Annotated in this window: 16 protein-coding genes; 10 read left to right on the top strand and 6 right to left on the bottom strand. The window is 69.8% G+C overall.

The genetic code is table 11. From position 1 onward, the window contains the following. The first annotated feature begins 25 nt into the window (after window positions 1-25). Entirely contained in the window at window positions 26-421 is a 396-nt protein-coding gene (locus F4554_RS29905; protein WP_202889522.1) for a MarR family transcriptional regulator, read from the top strand. Between the two features lie 129 nt (window positions 422-550). Beyond that, window positions 551-1,105 (top strand): dihydrofolate reductase family protein, encoded by a 555-nt coding sequence (locus tag F4554_RS29900; RefSeq protein ID WP_179790938.1) that lies wholly within the window; start codon window positions 551-553, stop codon window positions 1,103-1,105. Between the two features lie 27 nt (window positions 1,106-1,132). Here the strand turns inward: F4554_RS29900 and F4554_RS29895 are convergent, their stop codons facing one another. Beyond that, a complete protein-coding gene (locus F4554_RS29895; protein WP_238341440.1) occupies window positions 1,133-1,975 on the bottom strand; it encodes an alpha/beta fold hydrolase in 843 nt (280 codons plus the stop codon). Window positions 1,976-2,211: 236 nt separating this feature from the next. Between F4554_RS29895 and F4554_RS29890 the strand changes: the two genes are divergently transcribed. Genes F4554_RS29890 through F4554_RS29870 form a run of 4 tightly spaced genes read left to right on the top strand, consistent with a single transcriptional unit; the run spans window position 2,212 to window position 7,149 of the window. Further along, window positions 2,212-3,246: an iron-siderophore ABC transporter substrate-binding protein gene (locus F4554_RS29890; RefSeq protein ID WP_179790936.1), complete on the top strand. Its 1,035-nt coding sequence runs from the start codon at window positions 2,212-2,214 to the stop codon at window positions 3,244-3,246. After that, a complete protein-coding gene (locus F4554_RS29885) occupies window positions 3,243-4,283 on the top strand; it encodes a FecCD family ABC transporter permease (RefSeq protein ID WP_337796254.1) in 1,041 nt (346 codons plus the stop codon). The genes F4554_RS29890 and F4554_RS29885 overlap by 4 nt, the downstream gene beginning before the upstream one ends. Beyond that, the gene (locus F4554_RS34255) at window positions 4,283-6,178 is read left to right on the top strand and encodes an iron chelate uptake ABC transporter family permease subunit (protein WP_425546770.1); all 1,896 of its coding nucleotides are present in this window, start codon (window positions 4,283-4,285) and stop codon (window positions 6,176-6,178) included. Before F4554_RS29885 ends, F4554_RS34255 begins: the two co-directional genes overlap by 1 nt. Next, a complete protein-coding gene (locus F4554_RS29870) occupies window positions 6,175-7,149 on the top strand; it encodes a siderophore-interacting protein (RefSeq protein WP_238341439.1) in 975 nt (324 codons plus the stop codon). Before F4554_RS34255 ends, F4554_RS29870 begins: the two co-directional genes overlap by 4 nt. A 7-nt stretch (window positions 7,150-7,156) precedes the next feature. Here F4554_RS29870 and F4554_RS29865 read toward each other — a convergent pair whose 3' ends face one another. The 4 genes from F4554_RS29865 to F4554_RS29850 all read right to left on the bottom strand — a co-directional run bounded on the left by F4554_RS29865 (window position 7,157) and on the right by F4554_RS29850 (window position 10,180). Continuing rightward, on the bottom strand, window positions 7,157-7,798 hold the full coding sequence (locus tag F4554_RS29865; RefSeq protein ID WP_179790934.1) for a dihydrofolate reductase family protein: 642 nt from the start codon (window positions 7,796-7,798) through the stop codon (window positions 7,157-7,159). A 74-nt stretch (window positions 7,799-7,872) separates the two neighbouring features. Further along, entirely contained in the window at window positions 7,873-8,559 is a 687-nt protein-coding gene (locus tag F4554_RS29860; protein WP_179790933.1) for a DUF899 domain-containing protein, read from the bottom strand. A gap of 158 nt (window positions 8,560-8,717) precedes the next feature. After that, entirely contained in the window at window positions 8,718-9,623 is a 906-nt protein-coding gene (locus tag F4554_RS29855) for a nucleotidyl transferase AbiEii/AbiGii toxin family protein (protein WP_179790932.1), read from the bottom strand. Next, window positions 9,620-10,180, bottom strand: a complete 561-nt coding sequence (locus tag F4554_RS29850; RefSeq protein ID WP_179790931.1) for a type IV toxin-antitoxin system AbiEi family antitoxin domain-containing protein — start codon at window positions 10,178-10,180, stop codon at window positions 9,620-9,622. The genes F4554_RS29855 and F4554_RS29850 overlap by 4 nt, the downstream gene beginning before the upstream one ends. A gap of 221 nt (window positions 10,181-10,401) precedes the next feature. Between F4554_RS29850 and F4554_RS29845 the strand changes: the two genes are divergently transcribed. Then, window positions 10,402-12,018: a DUF6880 family protein gene (locus tag F4554_RS29845; protein ID WP_179790930.1), complete on the top strand. Its 1,617-nt coding sequence runs from the start codon at window positions 10,402-10,404 to the stop codon at window positions 12,016-12,018. Between the two features lie 3 nt (window positions 12,019-12,021). On the opposite strand, the gene F4554_RS29840 is transcribed toward F4554_RS29845, so the two are convergent. After that, window positions 12,022-12,918, bottom strand: coding sequence for an MmyB family transcriptional regulator (locus tag F4554_RS29840; RefSeq protein ID WP_179790929.1), 897 nt, complete (start codon window positions 12,916-12,918; stop codon window positions 12,022-12,024). Between the two features lie 206 nt (window positions 12,919-13,124). On the opposite strand from F4554_RS29840, the gene F4554_RS29835 reads away from it, so the two are divergent. From F4554_RS29835 to F4554_RS29825, 3 genes are all read left to right on the top strand, one after another. Continuing rightward, window positions 13,125-14,147: a zinc-dependent alcohol dehydrogenase family protein gene (locus tag F4554_RS29835; protein WP_179790928.1), complete on the top strand. Its 1,023-nt coding sequence runs from the start codon at window positions 13,125-13,127 to the stop codon at window positions 14,145-14,147. After that, a complete protein-coding gene (locus F4554_RS29830; protein ID WP_179790927.1) occupies window positions 14,144-15,355 on the top strand; it encodes a multidrug effflux MFS transporter in 1,212 nt (403 codons plus the stop codon). Before F4554_RS29835 ends, F4554_RS29830 begins: the two co-directional genes overlap by 4 nt. 111 nt (window positions 15,356-15,466) lie before the next feature. Then, a complete protein-coding gene (locus tag F4554_RS29825) occupies window positions 15,467-17,785 on the top strand; it encodes a polysaccharide lyase family protein (RefSeq protein WP_179790926.1) in 2,319 nt (772 codons plus the stop codon). Window positions 17,786-17,870 lie beyond the last annotated feature (85 nt).

Here is a 17,870-nt window from a genome sequence, read left to right as displayed (position 1 = left end):
AGTACGAGGTAATAGACTTGGCCGGGTGCCCACCGACACGCAGTACCGACAGCTGCTGGCATTCCGTAACCAACTCCGCCGCTTCGACCGATGGAGCCGCGAAGCCGCCGCCGATCACGGTCTGACGCACGCCCAGCACCAGCTGCTGCTGGCGGTCCGCGGATCGACGACGCCGGGCGGGCCGACGATCGGCGAGATCGCGGACGCCCTGCTCGTCAAGGCGCACAGCGCGGGTGAGCTCGTCGACCGGCTCGCCGTCCACGGGATGGTGGAGCGCGAACGTGACCCCGACGACCACCGCCGCGTACACCTGCGGCTCACCGAGGAGGGTGAGCGCACCCTCGCCCAGCTCACCAGGGTCCACCTGGCGGAGCTACGCGAACTCGCGGCGCTGATGCGGGGCTTCCGCTCGGGGGCGTGAGCGGGCTCGCGCGGCCGTGACCTCCTCCGACGCCCTCTTCGCAACGCACCCTCGCCAGGGCAGGGCTGTGTCGGGACCGTGGGGTATGAAAGGTGCCGGGCTTCTCTGCGCTGACAAGGAGAAACTGACATGGCCAGGCTGATCTACTCCGCGCTGGCGTCGCTGGACGGTTACGTCGAGGACGCCGGCGGCGGTTTCGAGTGGGCGGCGCCGGACGAGGAGGTGCACGCGTTCGTCAACGAACTCGAGCGGCCGATCGGCACCTATCTCTACGGACGCAAGATGTACGAGACGATGACGTACTGGGAGACCGTGGACGCCAGCCGTCAACCGGCGGTTGCGCAGGATTACACCGGGCTCTGGCGGGCCGCCGACAAGATCGTGTACTCACGTACGCTCGAGGCCGTGTCGAGCGCCCGGACCCGGATCGAGCGCGACTTCGATCCCACAGTGGTCAAGCGGCTCAAGGAGTCCGGGGCCCGGGACATCTCGATCGGTGGGGCGGAGATTGCCGGCCAGGCGATCGCGGCAGGGCTGGTCGACGAATGCCACCTGTTCCTCAACCCGGTGATCGTCGGTGGTGGCAGGCGTGCCTTGCCCGACGGGGTTGGCGTCCCGCTCCGGTTGCTGGACGAGCATCGCTTCGGTAGCGGAGTCGTACACCTTCACTACGTGCTCGGTTGACCGCCGGCTGACACCGAGACCCGCCGGCTACCGCCTCCCGCGCTGGGTCGGGACCGGCACGCCCGCGAACTCCAGGATGTCGGCGTTGAGCTCGTCCCTGTGCGTGGCCGTAAGCCCGTGCGGGGCGCCCCGGTAGACCTTGAGCGTCGCGTCCGCGAGGATCTCGGCCGAGTGGCGGCCGGACGCGTCGATGGGGACGATCTGGTCGTCGTCGCCCTGGATGATCAGGGTGGGCACGTCCATACGGCGCAGGTCGTCGGTGAAGTCCGTTTCGGAGAATGCCCTCACGCAGTCGTAGGCCGCCTTGAGTCCGACCGTCATGCCCATCAGCCAGAACGCGTCCCGTACTCCCTGCGACACCCTGGACCTGTGACGGTTGGCGCCGTAGAAGGGCGCGCTGAGGTCCTGCCAGTACTGCGAACGATCCCCGGCAACGCCCGCTCGGATCTCGTCGAACACCTCCATGGGCAGGCCCTTCGGGTTGTCCGGCGTCTTGAGCATCAACGGCGGCACAGCGCTGACGAGCACGGCCTTGGCCACGCGACCGGAGCCGTGGCGGCCGATGTAGCGAGCCACCTCGCCGCCGCCGGTCGAGTGGCCGACCAGGACCGCGTCGTTGATGTCGAGTGCTTCCATGAGCTGGGCGAGGTCGTCGGCGTAGGCGTCCATGTCGTTGCCGTTCCACGGCTGGGACGAACGGCCGTGGCCGCGCCGGTCGTGGGCGATCGCGCGGTAGCCGTGTGAGGCCATGAACATCAGCTGGTCGTCCCACGCGTCGGCGGTCAGCGGCCAGCCGTGGCTGAAGACCATGGCGGGTCCGGATCCCCAGTCCTTGTAGTAGATCCGCGTGCCGTCGGTGGTGGTGATCATGCCCATGGTTCCTCCCCGGACTGTGGCGGTTCTGGTGACCACGCTCGCATCCGATCGGCGCACGGACCGGGGGACTTCGACCCCCACCGCCAAGGCACGTGCGTGTCACGTCGTCCGGTGTCGTGGTGTTCGCACCGGCTTGGCGAACAACTGTCCGGTCGAGGGTCAAACTCCGCGATGAAGGTAGCTTAGGCTAACCTAAGTCACGTTCGTCCCACACGAGACTGGATCACGACATGTCGAGACGTCGACTCCTGGCCGGCATCGCTGCCGCCACCGCACTGGCGCTGACCGGTTGCTCGACCGGTTCGACGTCCGGCGACGGGCAGACCCGGGCCGCGGACACCGACACCAAGGCCGGGGCCAAGGCATTCCCGGTGACGATCAGGCACGCCTTCGGCGAGACCACCATCGAGAAGGAGCCGAAGCGGGTCGCCACCCTCGGGTGGAGCGACCAGGACAACGCGCTCGCGCTCGGGGTGGATCCGGTAGGGGCGACCAAGCTGACCTGGGGCGGCAACAAGGCCGGTTCGTCGGACTGGTTCGACGCCAGGCTGAAGAGCACCGGCATGAAGGCCCCGGTGAGGTACGACGACTCCGACGGCCCGCCCGCGGAGGAGATCGCCAAGCTGCGCCCGGACGTCATCCTGGCCACCAACTCCGGCCTGACGAAGGCGCAGTACGACAAGCTGAGCAAGATCGCCCCGGTGGTCGCCTATCCCGAGGCCGCCTGGATCACGCCTTGGCGTACGTCCCTCGAGTTGGTCGGCAGGGCGCTCGGGCGAAGCGAGGCCGCCGAGCAGGTGACCGCGAAGACCGAGCAGCGCATCAGGGCCGCGCGGGCGAAGTACCCCCAGCTCGAGGGCAGGTCGCTGATCTTCGCCTACCTCACCACCACCGACCTGTCCTCGGTCGGGATCTACGCCCCGCAGGACCCCCGGGTGTCGTTCATGCACGACCTCGGCCTGGTGGACGCGCCGGCGGTGGCCAGGGCGATCAAGCCGGGCCAGTTCTACGGAACGGTGTCGGCGGAGCGAGCACCGGAGCTCACCTCCGACGTCCTGCTCACCTGGTCGGAGAACCCCGGTGACCACAAGACGTTCACCGACCACAAGCTGATCGGCAGGATCCCGGCGATCGCCGACGGGCACGCCTACGCCGAGGCCGACAAGCACGTCAGCCTGGCGGTGACCAACCCGACTCCGCTGTCGATCCCGTACGTCATCGAGCACTTCGTGCCGCACGTAGCGCAGGCGGTCGACCGCTCGTGACGCTGGCGCAGATCCCGAGTCAGGCGCCCCGACAGGCGCCGAGCCAGGCCCACCCGCGGGCGCCGGGACGGGTCGCCCTGGCCGCTGCCGTCATGCCGGTGGCGGTGGCCGGGGTGTTCGCCGCGTCCGTTCTGGTGGGGTCGAGCGGGCTGTCGTGGGCGGCGCTGTTCGACCCCGGCAACCCGCTGCACGCGGTCTACCAGGCCAGGCTGGAACGCACTGTGCTGGCGTTCGCGGTGGGAGCCGCACTCGGCGTGGCCGGGGCCTGCATGCAGGGGCTGACCCGCAACCCGCTGGCCGACCCGGGGATCCTCGGCGTCAACGCCGGGGCGAGCTTCGCCATGGTGCTCGCGATCTCCTACCTCGGGGTCTCGCAGTTGCACCAGTACCTCTGGTTCGCGTTCGGCGGCGCGGCGGTCGCCGCCGTCGTGGTGCACGTGATCGCGTCCCTTGGTCGCGACGGTGCCGGCCCGCTGAAGCTCGCCGTCGCGGGCGCGGCGGTGACCGCAGCGGTGAGCAGTTGGACCTCCGGCGTGCTGCTCGTCGATCGGAAGACGATGGAGTCCTTCCGGTTGTGGCAGGTGGGCACCGTGGGCGGACGGGGGTTCGACGTGCTGGCCGCCGGGCTGCCGTTCCTCGTGGCCGGCCTGGTGCTCGCGTTCGCCGGCATCCGAATGCTGGACACGCTGGTCCTCGGCAGCGACCTGGCCCGGGGACTCGGCCGCCGCGTCTGGCTCGACAAACTCGTTCTCGGGCTTGCCATCGTGCTGCTCGCCGGCACCGCCACCGCGCTGGCCGGGCCGATCGCCTTCGTGGGCCTGATCGTGCCGCACGCGGTCCGAGCGGTGACCGGGCCCCGGCACGCGCGAGTCGTTCCGCTCAGCGCCGTCGGCGGCGCGCTTCTGGTCGGTCTCGCGGACACCGTCGGCCGGGTCGTACTCCCACCGACCGAGGTGCAGGTCGGGATCATGACGGCCGTCGTCGGTGTGCCCGCCTTCCTCGTACTGCTCCGCCGCGGACGTATGGGAGGGCTGTGATGGCCCGCCTCGACACCGAAGCGGCGGTGGTCGACGGCGCGGTGGAGATCGCCACCGAGACCGCCACCGAGACCGTACGCAGGGCCCGGCGGATCCCACGGCGCCGGCACCGCGCGGTCGTCGGCGGACTGGCGGCGGTGCTGCTGCTCGCCTTCGCCGCCCGGGTGCTGCTGGGCGACTTCACCATCACGATCCCGGACTTCTTCCGCATCCTCACCGGCACGGACATCCCCGGTGCGACGTACATCCTGATGGAGAGCAAGCTGCCGCGGGCGGTGCTCGCGGTGCTGGTGGGTACGGCGTTCGGGACCGGTGGCGCGATCTTCCAGACCGTTCTCCGGAACCCGCTCGCCAGCCCGGACGTCATCGGCGTCAGCGTGGGAGCCAGCGCCGCCGCCGTGGTCGCGATCGTGATCCTGGGGCTCGGCGGCCCGGCCGTCTCGCTGGCCGCGGTTACCGGCGCCGTCGCGGTCTCGGTCCTCGTGCGGCTGGTGGCCGGACCCGGCGGCGGCTACCGGCTGGTGGTAGTCGGCGTGTGCACGGCCGCCGCCCCGCAGTCGGTGATCCAGTACGTCTTCACCCGGGCCGACGAGTACGACGCCCAGGTGGTGCTGCGCTGGCTGACGGGCAGTGTCAGCAGCGCCGCGTGGCCCACCATCGGCCTGCTGGCGGTGGTGCTGGTCGGGTTGCTGCCGACGGTCGCCTGGCTCGGCCGGGGCATGCGGACCCTGGAGCTCGGCGAGGACACCGCCGCAGGACTCGGCGTGCCCGGCAGCCGTGCCGACCTGTTGCTCCTGGTCGCGGTGGTGCTGACCGCGTGCGGGGTGGCGGCGGCCGGGCCGGTGGCGTTCGTCGCATTTCCTCGCCGGTCCCTTCGCCCGAGGCCTCAATGCCGGGCGTACGACACTGCTCGGAGCGGCCCTCACCGGCGCGGCCATCGTCGTGGCCGCCGACCACGTGGCCGACTACCTGCTCGCCGACATCAACTTCCCCGTCGGCGTCGTCACCGGCGCTCTCGGCGCGCCGTTCCTGCTCTGGCTGCTGGCCGGCGGCCGTACCGGAAGGAGAACGCGATGAGCACCAGCACCGCAGCCGTGTCGGCACGCCTGCGCGCGGAGGACGTGACGCTCGGGTACGGCGACCGGGCCGTCGTGGAGCGGCTGTCCGTACGGATCCCGGACCATCAGGTCACGGCCGTCGTCGGCCCGAACGCCTGTGGCAAGTCGACCTTGCTGCGCGGCATGGCCCGGCTGCTCAGGCCGAGTGGAGGATCGGTGCTCCTCGACGGTTCCGCCATCCACCACCTGCCGACCAGGGCGGTGGCCCGAACGCTCGGGCTGCTTCCGCAGTCGCCGGTGACCCCGGAGGGCGTGACCGTGGTGGATCTCGTCTCCCGCGGCCGGCATCCTCACCAGGGCATCTTCGGCCGACGGTCCGCGGCCGACGAACGTGCGGTCGTGGAGGCGATGACCCTCACCGGCACCGTCGGTCTCGCCGAACGGGTGGTCGACGAACTGTCCGGTGGCCAGCGCCAGCGGGCCTGGATCGCGATGGCGCTCGCCCAGGAGACCGACCTGCTGCTGCTCGACGAACCCACGACCTACCTCGACGTCGCCCACCAGGTGGAGATGCTCGACCTGCTCGCCGACCTCAACCACCGTCGGGGCGCCACGATCGTGATGGTGCTGCACGACCTGAACCTCGCAACGCGATACGCCCACAACCTGGTCGCGCTCCGCGAGGGCCGGGTGATCGCGGAGGGTGCACCCGGCGAGGTGGTCACCGAGGACAACGTACGGAAGATCTTCGGCCTGGACAGCCGGGTCGTCACCGACCCGGTGTCGCACACGCCGCTGGTCGTCCCGATCGGACGCCATCACCAGGAGGCACGATGACAGCAACCTCCGGGCGCACCCTGCCGATGATCCTCGGCGAGGTGGAGGCCGTCGACGTCGAACGCCTCTCGCCGAGCTTCATGCGGGTGGAGCTGGCCGGCCCGGAGCTCGCCGACTTCGGTGTGCAGGGTGAGCTGTACGACCAGCGCATCAAGCTGATCTTCCCCGGCGTGAGCGGTGAGCTGCCAAGTCTTTCCGGCCACGAGTCCTGGTACTCCGCCTGGCTGAACCTCCCGGACGCCGAGCGCGGGCACATGCGCACCTACACCGTTCGCGAAGTACGTGGATCCGGCCGCGACGCGCGGGTGGTGGTCGACTTCGTGCTGCACGGTGAGTACGCCGAACACCCCGAACGCGGTGCGGGGCCCGGGGAGTCCGGGCCCGGCTCGTCCTGGGCGGCGAAGGCGCGCGTGGGCGACCGGCTGGTGCTGGTCGGGCCCAGGAGAGGTGAGTACTTCGGCGGCATCGAGTTCGCCCCGGGCGGGCTACGGGAGGTACTCCTCGTGGCGGACGAGACCGCGGTGCCGGCGGCGTGCGCCATCCTGTCCGCCCTGGACGCCGGCGTACGCGGCGCGGCCTTCCTCGAGGTCCCGGAGTCCGGCGACGTGCAGGACATCCCGGTGCCCGCCGGCATCGACGTGGTCTGGCTGCCCCGCGACGGCGCGGCGCACGGCCGGCGCCAGGTCGCCGCGGTGCGCCGCCATCTCGGGCTCGCTCCGACGGACGCCCTGGTCGACGACCGTCAGGTGCTACCCGACCTGTGGGAGACCCCGACGTACTCCTCCTCCGGCGAGCTGACGACGGACTCGGCAGCCGGTGCGGGTGAAAGCGGCGGGCTCTACGCCTGGATCGCGGGGGAGTCGAAGATGGTCACCACGCTGCGACGCTGCCTGGTCAGGGAAGCCGGGCTCGACCGCCGGCAGGTGGCGTTCATGGGCTACTGGCGGCATGGCGTCGCGATGCGCGGGTGACCTCTGGTCAGCGCAGCACCCGATAGGTCACGTGCGTGACCGAGCCCTTCGCCGCCGGCGACTCCACCTGCCGGAGTTTCAGCGGCGGGACGCCGTCGAAGAGCCGGGTGCCGGCGCCGAGCGTCAACGGCACGATGTGCAGCCGCAGCTCGTCGATCAGGCCGGCGGCGAGGTACTGGTTGATCGTGGTCGCTCCGCCCTGGATCGACACGTCGCCATCCCCTGCGGCCTCGCGCGCCTGTTTCAGTGCGGACTCGATTCCGTCGGTGACGAAGTGGTACGTCGTGCCGCCGTTCATCGGTTGCGGGTCGCGCGGGTAGTGGGTGAGTACGAAGACCGGGGCATGGAACGGCGGGTCGTCGCCCCACCAGCCCTTCCAGTCCCGATCCCACTCGCCGCGAACGGGACCGAACATGTTGCGCCCCATGACGAATGCGCCGGGCGCCGCCACCTCGGCCCGGGCGGCGGCGGCCTGTACGTTCGCGTCACCGCCTGCCGGGTCCTCCTCGGGGGTCTCGAACATCCAGGCGTGCAGCTTGTCGCCCCAGCCGTCTCCGCCGTCGTCGCCGAACGGGCGCTCCTCGGTCTGGTTCGGTCCGGCCGAGTAACCATCGGCCGAGATCGAGAGGTCGCTGGTCACCTTGGTCATGCGCTTCTCCTCCACAGGGGTTCTGCTGCCGCCGCGGGGCCGGCCGGTCGTGGTCGGCCCCGCCTCCGATGCGCTCAGGCGCGCGGGCCGTAGAGCGCGGCGATGTCCTGCGAACCTTCCCATCGGCTGTAGGTGGGCGCCTTCGGCCAGCCGTCGGGGGAGTCCTGCCACTCCTCCTGCCGGCCGTACGGCAGAAGGTCGATCAACCCGAAGAAGTGGCTGAGCTGCTCGGTGCCCCGGCCGTTGGTGTGCCAGGTGCGGTAGACCGTGTCGCCGTCGCGCAAGAACACGTTGACAGCGAACCCGCCGCCGGCCGGCGCGTCGACGTCCGCACCGAACGAGCTGTTCGCGGTGGAGTACCACGTCATCTGGTTGCCGACCCGTCGCTTGTAGGCGAGCGCCTCGTCGATCGGGCCCTGCGTGACGATGACGAACCGGGCGTCGTAGTTGTCCAGGAAGTCCAGCCGGGTGAACTGCGCGGTGAACCCGGTGCAGCCGGGGCACTGCCACTCCTCGCCCGGGAACCACATGTGGTTGTAGACGATCAGCTGCGACTTGCCGTCGAAGACGTCGGCGAGCCGGACCGGCCCCTCCTCGCCCTCGAGGGTGTAGTCGGGCATCCGGACCGCCGGCATGTGGCGGCGCTGCGCGGCGATCGCGTCGAGCTCTCGGGTCGCTGCCTTCTCCCGGACGCGCAGCTCATCGAGGTGACGCTTCCAGGTCTCGGCGTCGACGATCTTCGGTAGTGCGGTGGCTGTCATGGGCTCCCCAACGATCTTCGTTCGTGTCCACGTCCTGTGGCTCGGGGTGTAGACCCGGTCCGCTCCCCGAACTCATCGGGCGACGGCGGATGGAATGTCCCTCAGCGGAACTGTGCTGGCGTCGCACGGGCGGTTTGTCCGCTTTCGCCGGAATATCGTCAGCTCCATCGCCACTGATGCGGGCCCCAGGTGGAGAATTTGGTTGTGGTCTGACTGAGGATGGGTGCCCAGAACTCCTTCAGCGCCGTGTAAGCCTCGTCGAGGCTCTCCCACTGAAGGGGGTAGTCGGTGATGAATGCCCGCCAAGGCATGGCCCAATCAGCTGGTGGTGCTGCGAGGCTTGGCGGCCAGGCGGTCGCTCTGATGTCGAAGGTTTGACGTACAGCGACTGTCAGCGCCGTGGAGTCGGGTAGCTGAACCTGGTCGGCTATGACAAGCATGTCGAACAGGTCCCTGGCGCGGCTACTGGGCTCGTCGTCGTAGAGCCGGGTGTAGGCATGTAGCTTCTCAGCGAGTTGCTGGCTGGGCGTAACCATCGGAACCCGTAGGGGAGGCTCGTCGACGAACTGGAAAGCGTTGCGCCTCATCGCCACCAGGTCGACGGGGCGCGGGTCGTTGGGGCTGACGAAGTTGACGTCCAGGCTGAGTTGCTCGAACGTACGTCCGTCGAGGCTCGCGGTTACCGGGTAGCGCAGCGCGCCCGGCTCGCCTTCACCTTGTAGTGGTCGCGGGTCGCCGATGCGGAAGTTGAACCAGTCCCCGAAATCAAGCTCTTCGACGAAGGTCAAGGTCTCCTCGAGGTCGCGACGGTCGGAGCGCCAGTTGGTGTCGACATCCTTCGTACCGCGTACGCCGACACCAATTCGGACGATCAGCGCGAGACCACCCTTGAGAACCCACCTGTCGGAGTCGACCAGGCAAAGCCTGACCAGGAGCCGGTTGGACGCTGCTTCCCTACGTAGCCGGTTCAGCGGTGTTCCGGTGCTGAGTGCTTCGCCGCGTAGCCGTTGTTCAAGGGCCCTTCGAAAGGCGGCCGGCGTCTTGAATCGCTCCTGCGCGCTCATCTGCCCTCGACGAGGGCGTCTACGGCGAGAGGGGCGAGTTCGGGCGCCTCGCGGACGATCCTGCGCAGTTCTCGGCGACTCAGCGCGCCGCGCACCACCGATTGCGCCACTGCCTGCCGCACCAGATCGGGATCGCTGGAGGCGGCGACGTCTTTGAGGGTGCGGGCGATCGTGGTGACCGGAACGCTCTCCCGAACTTGTCGCTCATCGTCGGCCAAGGCGGCACAGTGGATCCTCACGCCGGCCTGTTTCCCGCGGAAGAGCCTGGGGACCGTGATGTGAATGGTGGCGGGCATCGCGTCGGACAGGCCGTGGACCGCCAAAGCGGTTTCATGGCTTGCCGCACTGCCGTGGCCCGCCCACAGGCAGGTGGCCGCTACGTCCTCGAACGGATGGCTGGGGAAATCGCGCAAGCGGTAGATCCCATGACGCACAGGCTCGATGTCGCCGCGCTTGGCACGTCCGAACAGGGTTCTGTGGGACACGCCTGCTTCGACAGCTTGCCGGGCAGTGAAGTATCCCGCTTGCGGTTCGGCGAGCTCGTAGAGGATCCGCATTGTGTTAAGCATCAAACTAACCGGTTTGGTAATAATCGTGCATGACTCCTCCCCAATACTACACGAAGCTTACCCGGCAGGTAAGTCTCGTGCTGGCGTACAGCTGAAGCGGACCCGGTAGCCTGGCTCCGTAAGGTAGTCGATCCGCTACGTTTTGTGCTACCCGGTCTCCGGCGCGCACCGGCGGCGTGGCATGATCAGCCGGCATGGTGGCGATCTCGGTGAGTGAACCGATGGTCAGCGCGGCGGCCGACCCCGGGTCGTTCCAACGAGGCCGGGACTACTACCTGTCGGGCCGGGTTCGAGAGCTGACGGTCGACGGCCGGGCCGTGTCCGCGATCGTGGACGGCGGGCGCGCCTATCGCGTGCGGCTCGACCTGACGCCGGTCGGCCTGGAAGGCCGGTGCAACTGTCCGTACGGCGCCGAGGGCTTCTTCTGCAAACACTGCGTCGCGGCGGCGCTGGCGTGGCTGGACAGCGCAGACGCTCCGCCCGAAGCCTCAACCGTGAGCAAGGGGAAGGGCGGCCGGCGCAAGAGAGCCGGCACGAGCACCGGCAAGGGCAAGGCCGACGCGAAGAGCAAGGGCGGACGCGACCGCCGGCTGCGAAACTTCCTGCTCCGCCAGGAGGGGCCGTGGCTGGTCGCGGAGCTGCTGCGGGCGGCGGACAACGACCCGTTGCTGCGTGCGCGGTTGGAGGTGGCCGCCGGCGCCGATGCCAGTGAGGCGTTCGACGACCGGCACCTTCGCAGCCGCCTGGAGCAGACGGTCGACGTCGGCTACTTCGTTGACCACCGCGAGGCGGAAGCGTACTTCTGGGGCGTCGACGAAGCGCTGACCGAGGTGGCAAAGCTGATCGGGGACGGCTTCCCCGACGCTGCAAGAGAACTGGCGGTGTACGCGCTGGATCTCCTGGAGTCTGTCGCCGGCCTGATCGACGACTCCGACGGCGGGCTGCGGGTGGCCATCGAGCGGGCGGAGCAAGTCCATCTTGACGCCTGCTCGGCTTCTGCGCCGGATCCTCCACAGCTGGCGGAGTTCCTCGCCGAACGCGCCCTCCGCAGCGAGTACGAAGTGTTCCTCACCGCCGTGCCCGACTACGTTTCGGTGCTCGGGACCGCAGGGATGGCGAGGTACCGCGAACTCGTCGAGGACGCGTGGAACGCCCTGCCGCCAAAGCGATCCCACGACTACGGCAGCCGCAGGTTCACCGTCACGTTCCTGATGGAACGCCTCGCCGAGTGCGAGGGCGGAACCAACGCGCTGGTCGACGTCTTGTCGCGGGACGTCGCCAGTGCGTACGACGTTCTGCGGATCGCGCAACGGCTGCACGAGGACGGTCGGCACGCGGAGGCCCTGCAGTGGCTCGAGCGTGGCCTGTCGGACTTCCCGCCGGATCCACGACTGCGCAGCCTGGCCGCAGAATGCCACGTACGCACAGGTGATCGGGCCAGGGCGCAGGAACTGCTGTGGGACAACTTCGCGGAACGTCCGAGCGTGGATGCGTACATCGCCCTGCGCAAGCTGGCGGGGAAGAAGGCGTTCGCTCGCCGGCGTGACAGTGCGCTGAGCGTTCTGCGCGACGAGCCGGTCCCCGGGCAACGCGTCTCCCATCCCGACGACGCGATCGTGGTGCTGCGAGCCGCCGCGGACCTGGAGATCGAGAAGAAGGACCGGCGTTCGTACCACGAGGCGGCCGGTCTCCTGGCGGAGGCGCGGACCCTGGCCGAGGGCTGCGGTCACCTGGACGAGTTCGACGCTCACCTGCTCGCCCTGCGAACGACCCACAAGCCCAAGCGCGCCCTCTGCGAGGAACTCGACCGCGCCGGCCTGCCCTGATGCCTACTTCACTTCCTCTGCGGGGGTGTGAGTCAGAGCTGGGTGGGTGGCCGCCCAGCTCGCGAGCAGCCTGAGCCGGTCCTCGGAGGCGGATCCCGGCTCGGCGGTGTAGATGGTCATGTCGTGCAGGTCGTTCTCCGACGACGAAAGCTGCATGGAGTGATAGGTGATCTCGACCAGACCGACGTCGGGGTGGGCGAACGCCTTGACGCCGCTGTGGTGGATGCGCACGTTGTGGGCGGCCCACCGGGTGCGGAACTCCTCGCTGACGGTGGAGAGCTCGCCGACGAGCTCGCGCAGTGCCTTGTCGTACGGATGGCGGCCGGCTTCCGAGCGCAGCAGGGCAACAGTGATGTTGGCGGCGCTGTCCCAGTCGGCAAAGAAGTCCTGTGCCCTGGGGTCCAGGAACTGGAACCTCGCGATGTTGACCTGGCCGCGCTCGTCGGTGGTGTCGCTGTCGTACATCGGTGCGTACAGCGCACGGCCGAGGGGGTTGATCGCGAGGATGTCCATCCGGCCGTTGCGTACGAAGGCCGCAGAGGCGGTCATCGAGTCGAGCATCCACTGGACCGCCGGAGCGACCCGGGTCCTGGTCCGTCGCCGTGCCGTACGGGCAGGCTTCGCGGCGCGGGCCAGGTCGAAGAGGTAGACGCGTTCGGCCTCGTCGAGCTGGAGCGCCCGGGCGACCGCGTCCAGGACTTCCTCGGAGACGCCGCTGATGTGGCCCTTCTCCAGCCGGGTGTACCACTCCGTACTCACTCCGGCGAGGACGGCGACCTCCTCGCGCCGCAGCCCGGGCACCCGGCGGCGCCCACTGCCGGAGGGCAGCCCGACTCGCTCCGGGCTGAGCCGGGCACGCCGGGTGGCGAGGAAGTCACGGATGTCGGAGCGGTTGTCCACGCCCCCACGGTACGACCGCCGCCCCCGGGTTCGCTGTCACCGAAGGGGGTCGAGCTTCTACCCCCACAAACGCGACCTCCCACACGCGCGCCGACCGGGCTTTCATGGGAGCGGCCGGTCGGCCCGGCGTCGACCCGGACCGCCCGGCGACGAACCGGACCGCCCGACACCACGGCACCACCCGACCCCTGTGAGGAAGTACCGATATGCGAGGAGCAGTACTGAACGCCCCGGGCGACGTGCGCGTCGTGGACCGGGGGCAGCCCAAGCTCGTCGAGCCCACCGACGCGGTCGTCCGGCTGTCCGCCGCCTGCGTGTGCGGCTCGGACCTGTGGCCCTACCGCGGCATCGAGACGGTCGACGGTCCCGCCCCGATGGGACACGAGTACGTCGGCGTCGTGGAGGAGGTCGGCGAGCAGGTCACCACGATCCGGCCGGGGCAGTTCGTCGTCGGCTCGTTCTTCGCCAGCGACAACACCTGCGAGAACTGCCGGGCCGGCTACCAGACCTCCTGCGTCAACCGGGTGCCCATGGGCGCGCTCGGTACGCAGGCGGAGTACCTCCGCGTCCCCCTCGCGGACGGCACCCTGGTCGCGACCCCCGGCCAGCCCGCCGACGACCTGGTCCCGAGCCTGCTGGCCGCTTCCGACGTACTCGGCACCGGATGGTTCGGCGCGGTGGCCGCGCAGGCCGCCCCCGGCAAGACGGTCGCGGTCGTCGGTGACGGCGCCGTCGGCCTGCTCGGCGTACTCGCCGCCCGGCAGCTCGGCGCGGAGCGGATCATCGCGATGAGCCGGCACGAGTCCCGCCAGAACCTCGCCCGGGAGTTCGGCGCCACCGACGTCGTGGCCGAGCGCGGTGACGAGGGAGTCGCCCGGATCAAGGAGCTGACCGACGGCCTCGGCGCGCACTCGGTGATCGAGGCGGTGGGTACGCAGGAGTCGATGATGCAGGCGATCCGGGCCACCCGTCCGGGTGGCCACGTCGGTTACGTCGGCGTCTCCCACGACGTCGCTCTGCCGGGTGCGGAGCTGTTCTTCTCCCACGTACATCTGCACGGCGGCCCGGCCCCGGTTCGGCAGTACCTTCCCGAGCTGATCGACCTCATCTGGAACCGGAAGATCAACCCTGGCAGGGTTTTCGACCTGGAGCTTCCGCTGGAGAAGGCCGCCGAGGCCTACCAGGCGATGGACGAACGGCGCGCGATCAAGGTGCTGCTCCGCCCATGATGGCAGCCGTCCTGTGCTTGCTCACCGTCTTCGGGCCGATCTCGATGGACCTCTACCTGCCGGTCCTGCCCGCGCTGACCGACGATCTCGGTGCGAGTACGTCGGCCGCGCAGCTCACCGTCACGGCCTGCCTGCTCGGGCTCGCCGCCGGCCAGGTCGTCGCCGGCCCGCTCTCCGACCGGTTCGGGCGGCGACGGCCGCTGCTGGTGGGTGTACTCGCGTACATCGCCGCGTCGGTGCTGTGCGCGCTGAGCCCGACCATCGAGGCGCTCGTCGCGGCCCGCCTGGTGCAGGGGCTGGCCGGTGCGGTCGGCATCGTCATCGCCCAGGCGGCGGGCCGGGACCTGTACTCCGGTGCCCGCCTGCTGCGGTACTACAGCCGGCTCACCGTGCTCGCGGGACTGGCGGCGATCGTCGGTCCGGTGATCGGCGGGCAGCTCGCCAGGCTGACCGACTGGCGAGGAGCCTTCGGGTTCCTCGCCCTGGTCGGTGCCGCGATCCTGGTCGCCAGTGCCTGCGTACTGCGCGAGACCCTCCCGCCGGCCCGGCGGCACACGGGCGGCCTGGTCGACAGCGGCCGGGTCTTCCGCCGGCTGCTGACCGACAAGGTCTTCCTGGGGGCCGTACTCGTCACCGGGTTCGTCAACGCTGCCTTGTTCGCCTACCTGAGCGGCGCGACGTTCGTGCTGCAGGGCATCTACGGACTCTCGCCGCAGGGATACTCCCTCGCGTTCGGCCTCAATTCGTTGGGGTTCGTGACCTTCGGGTTCCTCGCCGGCCGGATCTCGGCGCGGTGGTCGGTGCGCGGAACGCTGGCCGTCGGCCAGGTGATGGTCGTGGCCGGGGCGAGCGGAGTGCTGGTCACGGCCGTGGCCCACCTGCCGTTGCCCGCGATCGTCGTCTCGCTGCTCACCCTGGTCAGCGGGGTCGCCGTCACCGCGCCGCCCGCGACGTCGCTGGCGTTGGAGAACTACCCCGATGTCGCCGGATCGGCCTCGTCACTGCTCGGCCTGGCCCGCTTCGCGTTCGGTGGTCTCACCGCACCGCTCGTCGGCCTCGCCGGAGCCGGAACCGCCGTACCGCTGGGGATCGTCACCGTGGCCGCAGCGCTGCTGAGCTTCGCCGGCTACGCGCTGCTGCACCGATCGACTCCCGCGGCCACGAACCAGGAGCCGGAGCGCCGGCTGGAGTGCCCGGTGTCCAGCTGACATCCCGACAGGCCGGCACGTCCGGTGCTGGCCGACCGGATGCACGCATGCCGGTTGTGGGCCGATGCGGGAAAGCGCTCTCCTAGTGTCACTCACGGGAGGAGAAGGCGGATGGAGATCGGATCGGGGAGGGTCTCGCGCCGGCAGGCGCTCGGCGTGTTCGGCGCGGCTGCGGCTGTCACGGCCCTCGGCACGAGTAGTGGCGTCGCGTCAGCAGCCACCAGCGCCGGCGGGAACGCTCCGAGGGTGCTCGTCGACGGCGTCCCGGCCGAAGTTCGCACGTACGCCTATCCGAGCGAGGTCGGCGAACTCGTCCTCGACAACGGACTGATCCGGTTCACGTTCGGCGCGAGCAACGCGAGCGTGAGCTCGGTCGTCGTCGACGGCACCGAACTCGCCCACAACCTCACGGGCCGGTCGTTCTACGTCGACGCCTGGGGCGGTAAGGCCGGGCTGGTCTGCTCGCAGGTACAGGTGCTCCGGCTCACCCCCGACCTGGTGGAGGTCGCGCTCGTCGACACCACGAGTTCGCCGTTGGGCCACGAGCATCACCTGATCATGCGCAGCGGCCGCCGTGGTCTCTACGGCTACGACGTCATGACCGCGCGGGAAGCCACCGAGATCAACGAAGTACGGATGAACAGCCGGTGGGACCGCGCCATCTTCGACCACGCCTTCAGCTGGGAGCGGGGCAGCGGCCGGCAACCGACGTACGCCTATCTGAACACGCAGGAACGTGTGCAGGACGAGACCTGGCGCGTTGACGGGATCAACAACCCCGACCTGCCGGCACCGGACAGCAACTCCGGCAACCTTCCGCGGGGCACTGTGTACTCGAAGTACAACTGGAGTCTCTACCACCACGAGAACCCGATGTTCGGCCACTACGGCCACGGTTTCGGGGTGTGGTTCACGCCGCTGGGCGGGGTCACCGAGGACACCCTGTGTGCGTACTACGGTGTGGGGCCGAACCACCAGGATCTCGCAATCCACCAGGACGCGATCGTCCTGAACTACTTCGGTGCCAACCACTACGGCCTTCCCGCGTACGCACTGCCGGCCGGCTACCGGCGCCTCTACGGTCCGTGGCTCACCTACGTCACGACCGGGGACCCGGACGACCCGTCGGCGATGATCGCCGACGCGCGGCGGATCGCCGACGAGGAGATCGCGGCCGACCGGCGAGGCGCCTCCTGGGTGGACGATCCGCTGTATCCGGGCCCGGGTGAGCGGACCACCGTGACCGGTCGGCTGCGCATCGCGGACGGACGTGCCGCCGGCGAGGTGTGGGTGGTGCTGACGACGCAGGACGTGGACGACCTCTACACGGTGCACGAACCGACCTACTTCGTGAAAACCCAACCAGACGGGAGCTTCCGCATCCCCGGCGTTCCGCCGGCGTGGAAGCCAGGGACGACGAACGCCGGCACGTACACGCTGTACGCCTTTGCCGGCAGGGGTTCCGTCACCGACCAGTACAAGCGGACCGGCATCACCGTGAGCGGACGCGTGCAGGATCTCGGCGAGCTGATGTGGACGCCGACCGACCGGACGACCTTCCTGTGGCAGATCGGAGGAGCCGGCCGCACCGGCGCGGAGTTCGCGCTCGCCACCGACCCGGCGAGTTGGTCCCACCCGCGAAGCTACGAGAAACCGTCGAAGGTGCCCGGCGACCTGACGTTCACGATCGGCCGTAGCTGGGAGCCCGAGGACTGGTACTACGCACAGACCCAGGAGGGCACCTGGACGATCAGGTTCGATCTCGACCGTGCCTACACCGGCACGGCGTACCTCACGATGTCGTCCTCGATGCAGCAGGGGAGTCCGCCGACGGTGGCGGTCAACGGCTCGACGGACGACATCACCGGCACCCTGCCGGACAACAAGGACTCCACCATCCCCCGGCAGGCCGACCGCAGCGGGCATCCCCGCCTTGCCGTCCTGTCGTTCCCGGCGGCGATGCTCCGAACCGGCGCGAACACCGTGACCCTCACCCGCGGCGCCGGCACCCCCGCCGGTGACGGCCTGGGATGGGACACCCTGCTTCTCGAGGTGGACGAGCCGGCCGCGCCGCCGGCCGCACGGCTGACCGCGTCGCTGCGGGTTTCCCGACCTGCCGGCCCTCCGGGAATGACCACCTGGACCGTGGAGGTGACGAACACAGGGGCGGGGGATGCCCACGACGTACGCCTCGACGCGTTCGTCCCGGCCGGCGGCGCCGACTGGCCGGGCTCGAAGCGACCGGTGGTCGAGGGGCGCGACCCGGCCAGGTTCCCGGTGCCCGTCGCCGCGCGGATCGCGCCGGGTGGCAAGGCCACCGCGCAACTGCGGGTCGATTTCTCCGAAGCGCCGCGGCTGTATCGGGCGAGGATGGAGATCTCGGTGAGTGCCGACGGCGGCCGCGCCCGCACCGCGGCGGAGGCGCGCTGATCGTCGGCGTACGGCCGCCATGCCGGCACCCGTCCGCGCCGCCGGGAGCCGGACCGGAGCTGGTCGACCTCACCCGCGGAGGTAG

The sequence above is a fragment of the Actinopolymorpha rutila genome (genome assembly GCF_013407855.1).
Lineage (GTDB): Bacteria > Actinomycetota > Actinomycetes > Propionibacteriales > Actinopolymorphaceae > Actinopolymorpha > Actinopolymorpha rutila.
The sequence above is the reverse complement of the archived record's forward strand: the minus strand, read 5'-3'. Positions and strand labels throughout refer to the sequence as shown.

Bases quoted from the DNA above. Each gene is read 5' to 3' on its own strand.
- F4554_RS29900 (WP_179790938.1), top strand. From the start codon at position 551: ATGGCCAGGCTGATCTACTCCGCGCTGGCGTCGCTGGACGGTTACGTC.
- F4554_RS29895 (WP_238341440.1), bottom strand. From the start codon at position 1,975: ATGATCACCACCACCGACGGCACGCGGATCTACTACAAGGACTGGGGA.
- F4554_RS29890 (WP_179790936.1), top strand. From the start codon at position 2,212: ATGTCGAGACGTCGACTCCTGGCCGGCATCGCTGCCGCCACCGCACTG.
- F4554_RS34255 (WP_425546770.1), top strand. From the start codon at position 4,283: ATGGCCCGCCTCGACACCGAAGCGGCGGTGGTCGACGGCGCGGTGGAG.
- F4554_RS29870 (WP_238341439.1), top strand. From the start codon at position 6,175: ATGACAGCAACCTCCGGGCGCACCCTGCCGATGATCCTCGGCGAGGTG.
- F4554_RS29865 (WP_179790934.1), bottom strand. From the start codon at position 7,798: ATGACCAAGGTGACCAGCGACCTCTCGATCTCGGCCGATGGTTACTCG.
- F4554_RS29860 (WP_179790933.1), bottom strand. From the start codon at position 8,559: ATGACAGCCACCGCACTACCGAAGATCGTCGACGCCGAGACCTGGAAG.
- F4554_RS29855 (WP_179790932.1), bottom strand. From the start codon at position 9,623: ATGAGCGCGCAGGAGCGATTCAAGACGCCGGCCGCCTTTCGAAGGGCC.
- F4554_RS29850 (WP_179790931.1), bottom strand. From the start codon at position 10,180: ATGCGGATCCTCTACGAGCTCGCCGAACCGCAAGCGGGATACTTCACT.
- F4554_RS29835 (WP_179790928.1), top strand. From the start codon at position 13,125: ATGCGAGGAGCAGTACTGAACGCCCCGGGCGACGTGCGCGTCGTGGAC.
- F4554_RS29830 (WP_179790927.1), top strand. From the start codon at position 14,144: ATGATGGCAGCCGTCCTGTGCTTGCTCACCGTCTTCGGGCCGATCTCG.
- F4554_RS29825 (WP_179790926.1), top strand. From the start codon at position 15,467: ATGGAGATCGGATCGGGGAGGGTCTCGCGCCGGCAGGCGCTCGGCGTG.